19 protein-coding genes and 3 tRNA genes are annotated in these 14,496 nt (G+C 67.3%); 12 read left to right on the forward strand and 10 right to left on the reverse strand.

Annotation, left to right across the window (positions count from 1 at the left end; genetic code table 11):
- Positions 1-3 precede the first annotated feature (3 nt).
- Positions 4-726, forward strand: coding sequence for a creatininase family protein (locus C457_RS02705; protein WP_008091763.1), 723 nt, complete (start codon positions 4-6; stop codon positions 724-726).
- Positions 727-757: 31 nt separating this feature from the next.
- Here the strand turns inward: C457_RS02705 and C457_RS02710 are convergent, their stop codons facing one another.
- The 3 genes from C457_RS02710 to C457_RS02720 form a co-directional block, all read right to left on the reverse strand.
- Complete coding sequence (locus C457_RS02710) at positions 758-1,189, reverse strand: DUF5790 family protein (RefSeq protein ID WP_008091764.1); 432 nt, start codon at positions 1,187-1,189, stop codon at positions 758-760.
- A gap of 88 nt (positions 1,190-1,277) precedes the next feature.
- Positions 1,278-1,748: an NUDIX domain-containing protein gene (locus tag C457_RS02715; protein WP_008091766.1), complete on the reverse strand. Its 471-nt coding sequence runs from the start codon at positions 1,746-1,748 to the stop codon at positions 1,278-1,280.
- Positions 1,745-2,086: a dihydroneopterin aldolase family protein gene (locus C457_RS02720; RefSeq protein WP_008091767.1), complete on the reverse strand. Its 342-nt coding sequence runs from the start codon at positions 2,084-2,086 to the stop codon at positions 1,745-1,747. The genes C457_RS02715 and C457_RS02720 overlap by 4 nt, the downstream gene beginning before the upstream one ends.
- 101 nt (positions 2,087-2,187) lie before the next feature.
- On the opposite strand from C457_RS02720, the gene azf reads away from it, so the two are divergent.
- Both azf and C457_RS02730 read left to right on the forward strand, forming a co-directional pair.
- Complete coding sequence (gene azf / locus C457_RS02725) at positions 2,188-2,976, forward strand: NAD-dependent glucose-6-phosphate dehydrogenase (protein ID WP_004973324.1); 789 nt, start codon at positions 2,188-2,190, stop codon at positions 2,974-2,976.
- Between the two features lie 138 nt (positions 2,977-3,114).
- Positions 3,115-3,324: a hypothetical protein gene (locus tag C457_RS02730; RefSeq protein ID WP_008091770.1), complete on the forward strand. Its 210-nt coding sequence runs from the start codon at positions 3,115-3,117 to the stop codon at positions 3,322-3,324.
- 43 nt (positions 3,325-3,367) lie between these two features.
- On the opposite strand, the gene C457_RS02735 is transcribed toward C457_RS02730, so the two are convergent.
- Complete coding sequence (locus tag C457_RS02735) at positions 3,368-3,979, reverse strand: DUF309 domain-containing protein (RefSeq protein WP_008091772.1); 612 nt, start codon at positions 3,977-3,979, stop codon at positions 3,368-3,370.
- 144 nt (positions 3,980-4,123) lie between these two features.
- On the opposite strand from C457_RS02735, the gene C457_RS02740 reads away from it, so the two are divergent.
- Both C457_RS02740 and C457_RS02745 read left to right on the forward strand, forming a co-directional pair.
- Positions 4,124-4,348 (forward strand): DUF7564 family protein, encoded by a 225-nt coding sequence (locus C457_RS02740; protein WP_008091774.1) that lies wholly within the window; start codon positions 4,124-4,126, stop codon positions 4,346-4,348.
- A gap of 177 nt (positions 4,349-4,525) precedes the next feature.
- Positions 4,526-5,209: a rhamnogalacturonan acetylesterase gene (locus C457_RS02745; RefSeq protein ID WP_008091777.1), complete on the forward strand. Its 684-nt coding sequence runs from the start codon at positions 4,526-4,528 to the stop codon at positions 5,207-5,209.
- A gap of 113 nt (positions 5,210-5,322) precedes the next feature.
- Here the strand turns inward: C457_RS02745 and C457_RS02750 are convergent.
- Positions 5,323-5,395, reverse strand: a tRNA-Arg gene (locus C457_RS02750).
- Between the two features lie 232 nt (positions 5,396-5,627).
- On the opposite strand from C457_RS02750, the gene C457_RS02755 reads away from it, so the two are divergent.
- From C457_RS02755 to C457_RS02770, 4 genes are all read left to right on the forward strand, one after another.
- Positions 5,628-6,128: a hypothetical protein gene (locus tag C457_RS02755; protein WP_008091779.1), complete on the forward strand. Its 501-nt coding sequence runs from the start codon at positions 5,628-5,630 to the stop codon at positions 6,126-6,128.
- Positions 6,129-6,315: 187 nt separating this feature from the next.
- On the forward strand, positions 6,316-7,788 hold the full coding sequence (locus C457_RS02760) for a single-stranded DNA binding protein (RefSeq protein WP_008091781.1): 1,473 nt from the start codon (positions 6,316-6,318) through the stop codon (positions 7,786-7,788).
- 219 nt (positions 7,789-8,007) lie between these two features.
- Complete coding sequence (locus C457_RS02765) at positions 8,008-8,439, forward strand: histone (RefSeq protein WP_008091782.1); 432 nt, start codon at positions 8,008-8,010, stop codon at positions 8,437-8,439.
- Positions 8,439-9,452 (forward strand): histone deacetylase family protein, encoded by a 1,014-nt coding sequence (locus C457_RS02770; RefSeq protein ID WP_008091784.1) that lies wholly within the window; start codon positions 8,439-8,441, stop codon positions 9,450-9,452. The genes C457_RS02765 and C457_RS02770 overlap by 1 nt, the downstream gene beginning before the upstream one ends.
- Here the strand turns inward: C457_RS02770 and cca are convergent.
- Entirely contained in the window at positions 9,431-10,804 is a 1,374-nt protein-coding gene (gene cca / locus C457_RS02775; RefSeq protein ID WP_008091786.1) for a CCA tRNA nucleotidyltransferase, read from the reverse strand. The genes C457_RS02770 and cca overlap by 22 nt on opposite strands.
- 136 nt (positions 10,805-10,940) lie before the next feature.
- Here cca and C457_RS02780 point away from each other — a divergent pair.
- From C457_RS02780 to dpsA, 3 genes are all read left to right on the forward strand, one after another.
- Positions 10,941-11,013 (forward strand) — tRNA-Asn (locus tag C457_RS02780).
- Positions 11,014-11,110: 97 nt separating this feature from the next.
- A tRNA-Ile gene (locus C457_RS02785) sits at positions 11,111-11,185 on the forward strand.
- A gap of 416 nt (positions 11,186-11,601) precedes the next feature.
- A complete protein-coding gene (gene dpsA, locus C457_RS02790; protein WP_008091787.1) occupies positions 11,602-12,132 on the forward strand; it encodes a DNA starvation/stationary phase protection protein DpsA in 531 nt (176 codons plus the stop codon).
- 142 nt (positions 12,133-12,274) lie between these two features.
- Here the strand turns inward: dpsA and C457_RS20515 are convergent, their stop codons facing one another.
- From C457_RS20515 to C457_RS02805, 4 genes are all read right to left on the reverse strand, one after another.
- Complete coding sequence (locus tag C457_RS20515; RefSeq protein WP_004973301.1) at positions 12,275-12,442, reverse strand: hypothetical protein; 168 nt, start codon at positions 12,440-12,442, stop codon at positions 12,275-12,277.
- A gap of 107 nt (positions 12,443-12,549) precedes the next feature.
- Positions 12,550-12,993: a metal-dependent transcriptional regulator gene (locus tag C457_RS02795; RefSeq protein WP_008091791.1), complete on the reverse strand. Its 444-nt coding sequence runs from the start codon at positions 12,991-12,993 to the stop codon at positions 12,550-12,552.
- Positions 12,990-13,802 (reverse strand): DUF7260 family protein, encoded by an 813-nt coding sequence (locus tag C457_RS02800; RefSeq protein ID WP_008091793.1) that lies wholly within the window; start codon positions 13,800-13,802, stop codon positions 12,990-12,992. The genes C457_RS02795 and C457_RS02800 overlap by 4 nt, the downstream gene beginning before the upstream one ends.
- 156 nt (positions 13,803-13,958) lie before the next feature.
- A complete protein-coding gene (locus C457_RS02805; RefSeq protein ID WP_049913352.1) occupies positions 13,959-14,408 on the reverse strand; it encodes a DUF6069 family protein in 450 nt (149 codons plus the stop codon).
- Positions 14,409-14,496: the final 88 nt, after the last annotated feature.

Below are 14,496 nucleotides of genomic sequence, written 5' to 3' on the forward strand. Positions count from 1 at the left end.
GGCATGCGACTCTCCGAAGCTACTTGGACCGAGGTCGCTGACCTCGACGGCGACCTCGCGCTCCTCCCGGTCGGAAGCACGGAACAGCACGGCCCGCACGCGCCGCTCGGCACCGACGCGCTCAACGCCGAATCGGTCGCCGAGGTCGGTGCCGACGCGTTCGACGGCGAGGTCGTCGTCGGCCCGACTATCCCGGTCGGCGTCGCCGAGGAACACCGCGCCTTCGACGGCACGCTCTGGGTCTCGCCGGACACCTTCCGCGCGTACGTCCGCGAGACTATCGAATCGCTCGCCCACCACGGCTTCGACCGCGTCGTCGTCGTCAACGGCCACGGCGGTAACATCGACGCGCTCGCGGAGCTCTGCCGGCGCGTCTCGCGGACGGGCGACGTCTACGCGGTCGCTTTCACGTGGTTCGACGCCGTCGGCGACCACTCCTCGGACATGGGCCACGGCGGCCCGCTAGAAACCGCCTTACTCCGCCACACGCACCCCGAACTGGTCCGTGAGGACCGAATCGACGAGGCCCGCGATGGAGGTGCCGACCGCTGGGGCGAGTGGGTCTCGGGCGTCAACCTGGCCCACGACTCCGACGAGTTCACCGACAACGGGGTCGTCGGCGACCCAGCCGAGGGCGACGCCGAACGCGGCGCGGAACTGGAATCGCTCGCGGCCGAGGCGCTCGCGTCGCTCCTCGACGCGGTCGAGCGCCGGCAACTCGACTGAACGGCCCGCGAACCGGCTGACGTTTGGCGGGTTACTCCCCGTCTTCTTCGTCCTCGTCGTCGGCCGCTGCCGCCTCCGCCGCGTCGGTGAGCGCGCCGCGGAGCTGCGGCATCGTGTTGGTGAGTTCCCCGACGAGTTCGTGGGCCTCCTCGACCATCTCGATGAGTTCTTCGAGCTCTTCGATGGCTTCTTCGAGGTCCTCGGGGTCGTCGAACGCCTCGGCGCGCTGGCCGATGACGTACCACTTCTTGGCCTGTCGGACGTGTTCGGCCGCACCCTCGACGTTGAGCGAGGAGCGAAGGCCGTTGAGGACGCCGAGGACGTTGTCGGCGTCGGCCTCCCACACGTCGTCCGGGTCGGGAAGCACCGACCGGGCCTCGCCGAGGTGTTCCTCGACGTCGGTGCGCATCTCCGCCGCCGCCTCTCCGAACAGGTCGTCGTCGTCGAGCGTGCTTTGACTCATGCCCACACGTTCGGCGCGCGGGGGTTTAAAAACGACCCCGAAAGTGAAAGTGAAATCGAACGACTCCGCGCTCGTCGCGGGTGGATTCTCAGTCCACGTCGCCGAGGTAGACCGCGTCGTGTCCGTCGCCCATCTCGTCGGGGCCGACGTCCCGAAGTCGGTCGCCGAGCGGGCCGGGGAAGAACCGGACCTCGCCGAGTTCGTCGAGGGGGAGCCACCGCACGCCCACCTGAACCGAATCTCGCTCTGTCGGGTCGTCCGGGTCCTCGCTCACTCGTTCGCACCAGAAGAAGTGGTCCACTTGGTGGCCGTCGTCGCCTCTGTCGTCGTAGTGCGTCGAGGGAACGAAGTCCCTGACGAACGCGAGCGACCCGACGGCGACTTCGTAGCCTGTCTCCTCGTACACTTCCCGGCGGACCGTCTCCGCGAGCGACTCACCGCGCTGTTGGCCGCCGCCGGGTGCGACGTACCAGTCCTCGCCGTCGGTACGGTACCGAATCGTGAGGAGTTCGCCGTCGCGGACGACGAGTCCGCGGGCGGCGCTTCGCGGCCGGCTCATTCGACCGACACGAGCTCCATCAGCGGGTAGCCGTCTTCCATCTCCATGCGCGTCCGGACGCGAACGCCCTCGTAGTCGATTTCCATCTCGACCTCCATGAACCGGCCCGTGAGTTCCGTGTAGTCGGCGGCCGACTCGGCGAGTTCGGCTTCCAGCGCCCCGTCGAGGATGTGCACGGAGACCGACTCGCAGTACGGTTGGTTCTCGATGGCCTCGGCCATGGCCCGTTCGAGGCTCCGGGCGCTGTCGGGCGAGACCGGCGTCCCGGCGAACTGGTGGTAGAGCGTTCCGAACTTGATGCCCGCCTCGAAGCAGGCCGTCTGCGGGTCTGTGACCATGCCCGGAACTCCGTCGCCCTCGGGTAAAGTTCGGCGGTTTGAGGGGTCGCGCGAGCGCGAACCGGTCCTTACTTAGCCTCTCTTGTTAGAACTTACACCGAATGGACCAGCCGGTTTTGCTGACGGGGGCTGGCGGGCGCGTCGGCCAGGCGATACTAGGGCACATCGGCGACGCCTACGACTGGCGGCTGCTGGACCGCGAGCCACTCTCCGACGAGAAGATACCCGACTCGGTCGACCCCACGGAGGTGTACGTCGCCGACGTCACCGACGAGACCGCCGTGCGAAACGCCATGGACGGCGCCGAGGCCGTCATCCACCTCGCGGGCGACCCGCGTCCCGAAGCGCCGTGGGACAGCGTCCTGCGGAACAACATCGACGGCACCCAACAGATGTTCGACGCCGCCGTCGACGCGGGCGTCGAGAAGTTCGCGTTCGCCTCCTCGAACCACGCCGTCGGCGCGTACGAGACGATGGACCGGACCCCGGACATGTACCGTCCGCACCACGAGTTCCGACTCGACGGGACCGAACTCCCGCGTCCGAGTAACCTCTACGGCGTGAGCAAGGCGGCCGGCGAGACGCTCGGCCGGTACTACCACGACCACCACGACATCTCGGTCGTGAACGTCCGCATCGGCAACCTCACCCAGCACCACCCGCCGAAGGAGTACGAGCGCGGCCAGGCGATGTGGCTGTCGTACCGCGACTGTGCGCACCTCTTCGAGTGCTGTATCGAGGCCGACTACGACTACGAAATCGTCTACGGTATCTCCGACAACGACCGGAAGTACTACTCCATCGACCGCGCCCGCGCGGTGCTCGGCTACGACCCGCAGGACAACTCCGCCGAGTTCACCTTCAAGGGCGAACCGCTGGACGAGGCCTGATTGCGTCGTCGGAACCCCGATTTTCGGCCCCGTTGAACGCCGATTCTTCAGATGAGTCGTCGTGTGAAACAGCCGGTCAGGAGGCGTGCGAACGTGACGGGAGAATATTTATAGAAATTCGACACGATGGTGTGCGTAATGTCGTCACCCGGTTCCAATGCGGAGGGAGCAGGAGTTTCGCTCCGCAACGCGGTTTTACTCCTCTGCTCCCTGTTCGTCTTTCACCTCGGGAGGGGATGGGCGCGGGGACTCGTCGAAGGGGACTATCTGCTAGGTATCGTCGGCTTGCTCATCGCCCTCGCCCCGGTCGTCTGGCTACTGCTCGTCATTCGAGAGGCGTATTTCTGAAACGATATCGTCACCAACGACGTTCGACAGACCTCTCTTTTTCTCACTCGAACAGGCCGCTCACGTCGTCTTCGCGCCGCCGCCGACGGCGGACGTGCTCACCCAATCGCTGAAACACCAACCCGCGCTGGGCCTCGTTTCGCACGAAGTCGAACACCATCGCGGTGAACTGCGTCTGCGTCCCGTCGGCGACCTCGTCGCGGGCGTACGCGACCGCGTCGGCGACGACATCCTCGTCGTAGCCGTCGAGTTCTTCCGCGAGCGTCTCGGCCGCGACGGCGACCGCGTCGAAATCGAGGTCGTCGTAGGTGACGACTCCCCCGTCGAGTCGGAGCGCGAGCGGGTCGGCGGCGACGGCGGGGTCGGCTTCGAGTCGTGCGAGAAACGTCCGAACGCCGGCGAGGTCGACGCCGCGGTAGTCGTCGCCGAGGCCGTCGAGGTACTCCCGCGCGCTCCGGGCGAGGCCGACCGCGCCCGAGTCGTTGCCGTCGCGGGCGTGATGGACCGCCGCGGTGAACTGGATGAGGCCGTGGAGGAACCGCTCGTCGTCGCCCCCGCGGTCGAGCGAGAGCCACGTCGCCTCCCACGCGCCGTGGGCCGCCCGGTACGCGCCCGCGTTGTAGATGGCGACGCCTGCGCGAAGCGAATCGTCCATGCGAACCGTTCGCCGTCCACGAGTAAAGATTTCGCGAAGAGCGGGCTCTCCCGCCGCAGGCCTTGCATACTTATGCCTCTCGAGAACATATGTGGTATGATAGCATATGAATGCCCTCGAAACCCTCGTCCGAGGTGTCGTACGATGACCCAGTCCCCGGTTTGTATCCGCTGCGGTGAGCAGTACCTGTTCACGCGGGCGTACAAAGGCAACTACTGTCGGGACTGCCACGGGTCGTGGGCCACCAAGCCCCGGTCCGAGGAGACGCCTCGCCCCCGTCCACAGCGGCCGCGCACGACCTCGTCGGTCCGCCGCCGCGAGGACGACGAGCGGTCGCCCGGCCTCGAACCGCCCTACGACGAGGCGTAAGCTCGTTTTTCCGGCCAGACTGCCGAGTGCGCTCGGGGGTCCGGGTTCGGTTTCGTCAACCGCTACGTTCGTACCCGCGACGGGTAGGCTCCCGTTAGCGACGGTTAGGGGACGCGTTCGCCCCGCGGATTGACCCGACCGGTGACTCTATACGCCGCCCGGACGAGCGCTATCGAAATGTCGTCCGAGTCGATTACCGTCCATCTCGTCGGGGACTCTACCATGGCCGATAAGGATGTGAACGAGCGTCCCGAAACCGGCTGGGGAATGCCCTTCGCCGACCGCTTCGACGACGCCGTCGCGGTGGCGAATCACGCCCGAAACGGCCGGAGCACCCGCACGTTTCTGGAGGAGGGTCGCTGGCGTCCCGTCGTCCGGCAGTTGACCGAGACCGACTACGTGTTCGTCCAGTTCGGCCACAACGACGAGGTGCCGTCGAAGGAACAGCACACGACCGAGGAGGCGTTCGTCGACAACCTCCGGAAGTTCGTCGGCGAGACGCGCGAGCAGGGGGCGACGCCCGTGTTGCTCACCTCCATCGCGCGCCGTCACTTCGACGACGACGGCGTCCCGAAGGACACCCACCACGAGTACGCCGACCTGACGAGAGCCGTCGCGCGCGACCGCGACGTGCCGTTTATCGACATGGACGAGCGAACGCGGTCGCTCTTAGAGGAACTCGGCCCCGCGGATTCGACGGCGCTCTACAACCATCTGGAGCCGGGCGAACACCCGAACTATCCCGATGGAATCGCCGACGACACGCACTTCAGCGAACACGGAGCGCGCCGCATGGCCGACCTAGTGCTCGACGGGGTCGAAGAAGTGGACCTCGGACTGGCCGCCCACGTCGAGTTCTGACGTGCGCTGAACCCGGTCGCGGCGAAGTCATTCCCCGTTCAGGTTTCCGTACGGAGAACGTGGACTGACCCGAGAGAACAGAAGGCTCTCGAAGGTTAGTTCCCAGAGAGAAACGTCCTGACGGAGATTTGAACTCCGGTCCCTGGCTCCGCAAGCCAGGAGGATAGTCCACTACCCTATCAGGACTGTCTTGCTGCATTCTTCGGTACTCGACGGTTACTTAAGACGGTTACGATGTGAACTCCCAGTGAACCGCGGGACCACGGCACGAGGCTGGCGTCGAACGCCGGGCACGGAACCCGGTCTCCGGCGTGAACGACGACCGTTTCTCACGCCGTCTCCGGCGCGTTTCCGCCGCCGCGGCGACCGTGCGTACCGCACGCAAAGGACTTTTTCGCCGGCGAGCCTAGCCTCGTGTGTGAATCGACGCGCGCTCCTCCTCGGAACCGCCGGACTGTGTGCCTCGCTCGCGGGGTGCGCGAGCGGCGACGACGCGGCGGAGCAGTCGGCGGCGAGCACCGAGACCGGAACCGCGTCGCCGACGCCGACGGAGGCCCCCCGCCGTCCGCGACTCGTCGGGCGCTCGTTCACGCCCGTCCGCGCCGACGCCTGTCCGGCCGACGGGGCGCTCGCGACCGAGACCGAGACCGGGTTCTCGGTCGTCGGCTGTGTCTCGGGGGCGACCGAGTGTACCATCGCCCGACTCGCGCGGGCCGACTACGACGCCGACGCGGACACGGCCACGCTCGTCGTCGAGGCCGTCGAGCGGACCGACGTGAAGAACTGCGCCGAATCGCCGGTCGCCCGCGGCTACGAGGCGACGCTCAGGTTCGAAAGCGGCCTCCCCGGTCGGGCGGTCGTCGTCCACGACGACGCCGACGGTCGCCGCGAGGTCGCCCGCGTCGACGCGGACGCCTGACGGTCCGAAGGTTCAAATCCGAGGCCGCGGCCACCCCCGCTATGTCGTTCGATTCGCGCGGCCGGTTCGGCGGTCCAATCCGGAGGAAAACAACGCTTAAGCGCCGCCCTTCCCTGTTCGTCCATAGTATGAGTACGACGTTTGGTCTGCCGCGACGCGCGCGCTTCGTTCCGGGAGGTGACGCCTGATGGGCGTCATTCGGGAGGTCTACGACGACCTCGACACCGATGTCGAGTTCGAGAAGTTCGAGGCGGCGGTCAACGACAAGGTCGAACAGATGGGCGGCCTCGCCGACGAGGAGACGGCGGCGATGCTCATCGCCCACGAACTGCGCGACGAGGAGGTCAACGGCATCGCCGACATCGAACCGGGCATGGAGGACGTGAAATTCCTCGCCAAGGTCGTCAGCATCGGCGAGGTCCGGACGTTCGAACGCGACGGCGAGGACGAAGACGGGCGGGTCGTCAACATCGAGGTCGCCGACGAGACCGGCCGCATCCGCGTCTCGCTGTGGGACGAGATGGCCGCCGGCGCGAAGGAGAACCTCGAAGTCGGAACCGTCCTCCGCATCGGCGGTCGCCCGAAAGACGGCTACAACGGCGTCGAGGTCAGCGCGAGCAAGGTCGAAGAGGACCTCGACGCCGAGGTCGACGTGCAGGTGCTCGACACCTACCGCGTCGAAGACCTCGCGCTCGGCCTCTCGGACGTGAACCTCGAGGGCAAGATTCTCGACACCGGAACCGTCCGGACGTTCGACCGCGACGACGGCACCGAGGGCCGCGTCTCGAACCTCTCCGTCGGCGACCCGACCGGTCGCGTCCGCGTCACGCTCTGGGACGAGCGGGCGGACCTCGCCGAGGAACTCGAGACCGGCCAGTCGGTCGAGGTCGTCGACGGCTACGTCCGCGAGCGCGACGGCTCGCTCGAACTCCACGTCGGCTCCCGCGGCGCGGTCGAAGTCATCGACGAGGACATCGAGTACGTCCCCGAGACGACCGACATCGGCACGCTCGAACTCGGCCAGACGGTCGACATCGCCGGCGGCGTCATCGAGGCGGACGGCAAGCGCACCTTCGACCGCGACGACGGTTCCGAGGGACAGGTCCGCAACATCCGCGTCAAGGACGGCACCGGCGACATCCGGGTCGCCCTCTGGGGCGAGAAGGCCGACGCCGACGTCGACCTCGCGGACTACGTCGTCATCACCGACGTGGAGATAAAAGAGGGCTGGCAGGAGGACCTCGAAGCCTCCGCGGGCTGGCGGTCGTCCGTCACCGTGATGGACGAGGCCCCCGAGGGTGCGGCCGGCACCGACGCCGGCGGTTCGGCACCGACGCCGCCGAGCGATCAGGGCCTCGGCGCGTTCTCCGGTGACGGTTCGTCCGGTGGATCGTCCGGGTCGTCCGACGACACGTCCGCCGCGGACGGCGGGACCTCCTCGGACGCGGCTGCGACGGGGTCCGCCGGCGAGTCGGTCGAGTTCACCGGGACGGTCGTGCAGGCCGGGACGCCGGTCATCCTCGACGACGGCACGGAGACCAAGACCGTCGACACCGACGCCGACCTCGGCCTCGGCGACGAGGTGACGGTCTCCGGCACGGAGACCGACGGCCGCATCAGCGCCGAGACGGTCGAGGTCCACACCGGCGCACAGCGGTAACGACGAGGACGCGACGAAACGACGGCGCTGCGAAGCGGCGAATCGACGGCAGTCGCACACCGCCCCGCCGTCGGCGGGCCATCGAATCCCACTCATCGTTCGTCCGGTTTTGCGGGTTCTCACAGCGAAATTTCACCGCTCGGGAGCGCTGCGTGCGATAAAATACAGAAGGGGCCGCGACGGAAAGGATTATACGCCGCACGGACCCGATATGTGGGTATGAGTGTCGAGCTACCGTTCGCCCCGGTAGACGCGATTATCCGGCAGAACGCAGGTGAGTTGCGAGTGAGCGCCGGCGCCGCCGAGGCGCTCGCCCGCCGGATTCAGGACCACGGCGCCGAACTCGCGATAGACGCCGCCGACCGGGCGACGGCGGACGGTCGCAAGACGTTGATGGCCGAGGACTTCGGCGTCCAGCAGGTCGTCAACCGCGACGAACTCCTCCTCCCTATCGCCCCCATCGACCGCATCGCCCGCCTCCGAATCGACGACCGCTACCGCGTCGCGATGGACGCTCGAATCGCCCTGGCCGATATCCTCGAAGACTACGCCGTCAACGTGGCGGGCGCCGCCGTCAAACTCGCCCACCACGCCGACCGACGGACAGTCCAATCCGAGGACATCGAGACCTACTTCTCCCTCTTCGAATAATGCAATTCGGCTACAGCGAAACGTGTCTCGACCACGACACCGGGCCGCGGCACCCCGAGACGGCCGACCGACTCCGCGCGATACGACGCGGGCTGGCGAAGCGCCACGGCGTCGAGTACGTCGATGCGCCCCCCGCCGAGAAATCGACCGTCGCGGCCGTCCACGAAGACGGCTACGTCGACGAGTTCCACGACTTCTGTCGCGACGGCGGCGGTAACTGGGACCCCGACACCGTCGCCGTCGAGGCGTCGTGGGACGCCGCGCTCACCTCCGCCGGTCTCGCGGAGTGGGCCGCCCGGGCCGCCCTCGACGGCGACGACGGCCGCGACACGCCGTTCTCGCTCGGCCGCCCCCCGGGCCACCACGCCGTCGAGGACGACGCCATGGGCTTTTGTTTCTTCAACAACGCCGCCGTCGCCGCGCAGGCGGTCATCGACGACGGCCTCGCCGAGCGCGTCGCCATCTTCGACTGGGACGTCCACCACGGCAACGGTACGCAGGACATCTTCTACGACCGCGGCGACGTGTTCTACACGTCCATCCACGAGGACGGCCTCTACCCCGGCACGGGCGAGGTCGAAGAGACCGGCGAGGGTGACGGCGAGGAGACGACTCTCAACGTGCCGCTCCACGCCGGCGCGGGCGACGCCGACTACGTCTACTCGTTCGACGAGGCGGTCGCCCCCGCAGTCGAGCGGTTCGACCCCGACCTGTTCATCGTGAGCGCCGGCTTCGACGCCCACCGCCACGACCCCATCTCGCGGATGCGCGTCTCGACCGAGGGCTACGCGATGCTCACCGAGTGCGTCCAGGACCTCTGTGAGGCGACCGACGCCGCCATCGCCTTCGTCCTCGAAGGCGGCTACGGCCTCGACACGCTCTCCGAGGGCGTCGCGACCGTCCACGAGACGTTCGACGGTCGCATCGCGATGGACCCCGAGGAAGACCCCGACGAGAAGAACGTCGAGCTAGTCGACGACGTGCGCGCCGCTCACGGTCTCGGCGCGAAGTAACGACCCAACTCGGCGCCGAACGACTCGGCGAGCGCGGCCACGTCGTCGCCGACGAGCACGTCGTAGCCGTCCTCCCCGAGCGTCGATTTCACGTGTTTTCCGAGCGCCACGTCGAACAGCGCGTCGCTTTCGAGGAAGTCGGTCGCCGAGGTGAACTCCCGCTCCCGCTCGACCACGTAGCGGTCGCCGTCGAGGAACGGTCCGTAGTGGTCGTCGCCGTCCTCGTACGCGCCGTAAAACCCCTCGGCGTGGCGGCGGACGTGGACCGGCGGCCCCTCGTGGCGCTCGACCGCGGGACGCTCGGCCACGGAGAGTTCCGCGAAGAGGACGGCGTCGCCCTCGTCGGCGTCGGCGGCGAACGTCGCGCGCCGGAACACGTCGAAGCCGCGCCTGTCGAGGCCGTCGGCGACGCCGGTCAGCGACTTTCTCAGCTGCGGGTAGAGCTGGTCGTCCACGAGGTCCGGGCAGTCGAAGACGACGGCGACGGCCGTGGTCCCGCGGCGGTCGAGGTGACCCCGAACGCCGTCGGCGTCGAGCGCCGGCGGGTCGGGCCGGAAGAACAGCGATTCGCGCGGCTCAGCGAGCAGGTCGCGGGCGTAGTGCTGAAGCCGGGCGACGTTCTCAGCCGAGCAGACCGCGGCGACGTTCCGCTCGTGGTCGGTCGGGTCGATGACGACGAGCGGGTCCGAGAAACGCCGCGTTCCGTGGTTTTCCGGGTCGAAATCGACTTGCGGGCTCCAGTCGGCGGCCGCCCGAAGCAGCGGCTCGAAGCCGCCGTGTTCGACCACGAGGAGTTCGGCGAGATAGCCGGAGAAGCCCTCGGTGCGGAGGTCGCTCCCGTACGCGCCGATTCCCTTCAGGAACCGTTTGAAGACGCGCACGTCGGCCGCGAGGTCGTCGTCGAGGCGTTCGGTCAGGTAGGCGTTGTGAAAGGGTGTCCGGTCGACCGCCGAGCGGATGTCGGAGGCGGTGGGTACGTCGTAACAGGGGACGAGGTCCACGTCGAAGCCGTCGTAGTCGCCTTTCACGTAGGGGTGTTCGGCGTACTCCTCGTGGCCGTCGGGGAGGACGGCGTGGCCGACTTCGAGGCCGTACGTTTCGAGCTCTTCGCGGTCGAGGTCGGCCGGGAAGCGCACGAACAGGTCGATGTCGCGGTCGCCCGAGAGCCACGTGCCGCGGGCGGTGCTGCCGACTTGGAGCGCGTCGGCGTCCACCGGCAGGTCCGCGAGGGCGTCGTGGACGCGGGATTCGAGGGCCGACGCGGCCTCCGCGAGCGCCCGACGCTCCGCCTCGTCGGGGTCGATGCGCTCGCGGACCGCGGCGACGACCGCGTCGAGGTCCGAGTTCGTCATGCCCGCTGGTTTCCCGCGGGCGGGCGAAAGCGTGACGGTGCTCCCCCGACCGCGTCAGGCGGTGGCATCCGCCAGCCGTCGGGTAAAAACGAAAGCCCTATCAAGAAACATCGAATACGAGAGAGTGCAGACGAAAGCCGCCGTAGCTCAGTTGGTAGAGCACCTCGCTGTTAACGAGGTTGTCCCAGGTTCGAGTCCTGGCGGTGGCGCTTCTCCGTTTCTCGCGCCGGTGAGCGGTTCGTCTCCGATTCGCCGGCGGCGGCTTCTGATAAGACATAAGAGGGACGACGGGAAAGAATCGACCGAGGGCCCTTAGCTCAGTCTGGTCAGAGCGCTCGGCTCATAACCGGGTGGTCATGGGTTCGAACCCCATAGGGCCCATACGTTCTTCATACGGAATCGAGCCCATAGTGTATCCTCCGTTGCTGTGCGATATCGGCGCTCAGTCGGGTATTCGAGACGCGAGCGTTCGACCCGACAGATTGGATTCGAACACGTTTCTTGATGGACTCTACCGCAGTCTCGCAGTCGGTAGCGCCGACGGTTGGAACGCGCGTTCCGACCCCCACGAGACACCGCGCCGACCGCTCAGAACAATCATAACGAATATGATAGCTCGTGGGCGGTCCTCTCCAACGACCGGACTCCACGCCCCGTCCCGTGCGTCCATCTCACACGCATCATTCGTCGTTTTAGAAGCAATCAGGCGATTCCGGAAAACGATGTTTTAGGCCACACGAAAAATTGTTTGTTCTCGGATAAGTATTAAGTGGCCTCAGCCCCAACTACTGATTGTAATGAGCACGCAGAAGTCAGTCCTCAAGGAAGCAGGCAGCGTCGGCGACAACCCCGTTCGGCTCGACACCGAAAAGGCCGAACAGATAATCGAAGCGCTGAACACCGACCTCGCGGACGCCTACGTCCTCTACCACCAGCTCCACAAGCACCACTGGAACGTCGAGGGAGCTGAGCACCTCCGCATCCACGAGTTCCTCCAGGAGGCCTACGAGGAAGTCGAGGCGGCCGCGGACGAAATCGCAGAGCGCCTCCAGTCCATCGGCGGCGTCCCCCACGCCAGCATGCCCGCGCTGAGCGAGGCCGCGACCGTCGAACCCGAAGACGAGGACGTCTACGACATCCGCACGTCGCTCTCGAACGACCTCGAGATGTACGGCGACATCATCGAGAGCTACCGCGAACACATCGAACTCGCCGCGGGTCTCGGCGACCACGCGACGGCGCACATGCTCCGCGAGCAGCTCATCGAAATCGAAGAACACGCCCACGTCATCGACCACTACCTCGAAGACGACACGCTCGTCCAGTAGGCACCGCCGCCGACGCGTCGGAGGACGACGCCCCCGTTCCGACGTTTCCGACGTTCGACGCTTTTTGTTGCGACAGCTGCCAGCGCTGTTCAGCTACTGCGCTCGTCAGGTCCACACTCCGCGCAACCCAGGTCGAACGGAGTTACCGCGTCACGTCGACGGTCACGTCGCTCGAAATCCAGCCATCGCTGTTGCCCGACTCCATGAACACCGACTTCCCCGGCCCGCCCTTGCAGACGGATATCTCGGGGGAGTCGGGTCGGTCCGGTTCCGACGCGGATTCAGCGTTCGACTGCGTACCAGCGGCCATTACGAGGGTTTAGGGAAACCTAAAACAAAAAGGGTGCGGTTCTGCGGCGGTATTTGCGTGGCATTTGTTGTCAATTGTCAGTATCGGGCGACTTTACCGCGACGTGTTCAGCTCGCGGGGCTGTCGGGAGAGGGTTGCGACGCCGATTCGGCCGCCTCGCCCGCCTCGGTCGCTTCGCCGCGGTTGTCGCCCCCGCGGAGCAGCGTCGCTGCGAGCCGTTCGGCAACCGTCGGACTGACGTTTCCGACCAGTTGCATCGCCTCGTCTTCGTGGTCGTCGACGCCGAGCACGTCCCGACAGAACCGCGAGAGGATTCGGTAGGTGTCGTAGAGCTCTCCGGCGGCGTCGCGGCCCTCGTCGGTGAGCGTCGCGCCCTCGTAGGGCTCGTAGCGAACGAGCCCCTTCGCGTCGAGGTTCTGGAGGCGCTCCGTCGCCGCGGGCGGCGAGCGGTCGAGCGCGTCGGCGACGTAGCCCGGCGAAATCGGCGTCTCCTCGTCGTCCTCCCGCTCGGCGATGTACAGCGTGAGGAGGTACTGCGGCGCGCCGATCATACGCGCCGGACGAGGTGGTCGCGAACGGCCCGCTGGCAATCCACGCAGACGCCCGCCGCGCGGGTCGCGGCCGTCAAGACCGGGTAGTCGGTCGCGCGGTCCTCGTAGAGATACTCAGCGAGAAACCGGTGGTCGATTTCGACCGACGCGGTGTGGCGGGTCGCCCCGTCGAGATGCCGCTGTCGCTCGTGAACGAGCCGGTCACACGCTTCCCGGTGGTCGGCGAGCGTCTCGTGACGCCGCTGGAGTCCCTCGAACCCCAGTTCCGAAAGCGGCGTCGCGTCCGCCCGCCCCAGCCAGTTCTCGCACTCGTCCAGCACGGCGAGCGCAGCCCGGAGTGACCGTTCCTCGGCGTCGAGCGCCCGGCGCATCCCGTCGAGTCCCCGTTGCCGGTCCGTCGCCGCCGACACGACCGCCTCCTTGACCGCCGGTGTGAACCGCCCCCCGGCGTCGGGGGAGAGCGCCGTCGCGACCTCCGGGCCGAACTCCTCGCGAATCGTCACCGCGAGCGGTTCGGACCCGTTCACGTCGGAGACGCTGTGTGGTCGTATCGTCTCCGCGAATAGCTCGCGGACCCGCCGTCGCCCCGGGCCAGCGCCGGCGTCTCGTCGCGTCGTCGCGGGTATCGATGTGGTCCCGCAGGCGGTCGCTCGGGCGGTCCCGCTCGGTGGACGCTCCGGCCGTGCGGCGAGCTTTCGAACGCGCCGCTCGAACCGCTCGACTGCCCGCCGCTTCGCCAGCACCTGTTCGCGCTCGCGTTCGACGCGGTCCAGCGCGTCCCTGACGCCCGCGGTGCGCTCAGCGTTCATCTCAGTCTCCCTGCGAGGGCGCCGTCGACGCGGTTGCCTCGGAATCCGCTCTGGTCATATCATTTAGGGCAACCTAAAACAACATAGTGTCTTCGGTTTTTAGGCTGTCCTAAATGAGGGTAACACGGGAGCGCCCGCGCGTCGAGCGTCAGGCGGTCACTCGTCGGTCGCGTCCGGCCGTTTACCCTCCGGAACGCCCCAGCCGAGTTCGGTGAGCGACGCCACGCAGACCGCCGCGACCACGACGTGCATCAGCATCAGCACGAGAACGCCCGGTACCGTCGCTCCGGGGTCGACGTACAGGAGTCCGAGGTCGGGTGCGAAAGACACCACGAGCACCGCTACGGCGACCCTGAAGAACGTCCGGTCCGTGTCCGCGACACGGCCCGCGAGCAGCCCGTAGACGAGCGTCGCCGCGACCGCGCCGGCGGCCGAGAGGAACACGACCGGCGGGTACGAAAGCGGCGCGAACGGTTCGACGAGGCCCGTTTCGAGGACGAGCGTCAAGAGGAGCGCGTTCGTGACGGTCGCGACCGCCGCGGTCGCCGCTCCGCGACGCATGAGGTCTGTCCACGTCGGGCGGACCGCCGGTGTCACGGTTGCCATGCCACAACATAGCACTCCACGGCTGATGAATCTACGCGTCTTCGGCGGTTCGTGATTCTCGGCGAGTCCGACGCGTGGGTCGAAGGCG

The sequence above is a fragment of the Haloferax prahovense DSM 18310 genome (assembly GCF_000336815.1).
GTDB lineage: Archaea > Halobacteriota > Halobacteria > Halobacteriales > Haloferacaceae > Haloferax > Haloferax prahovense.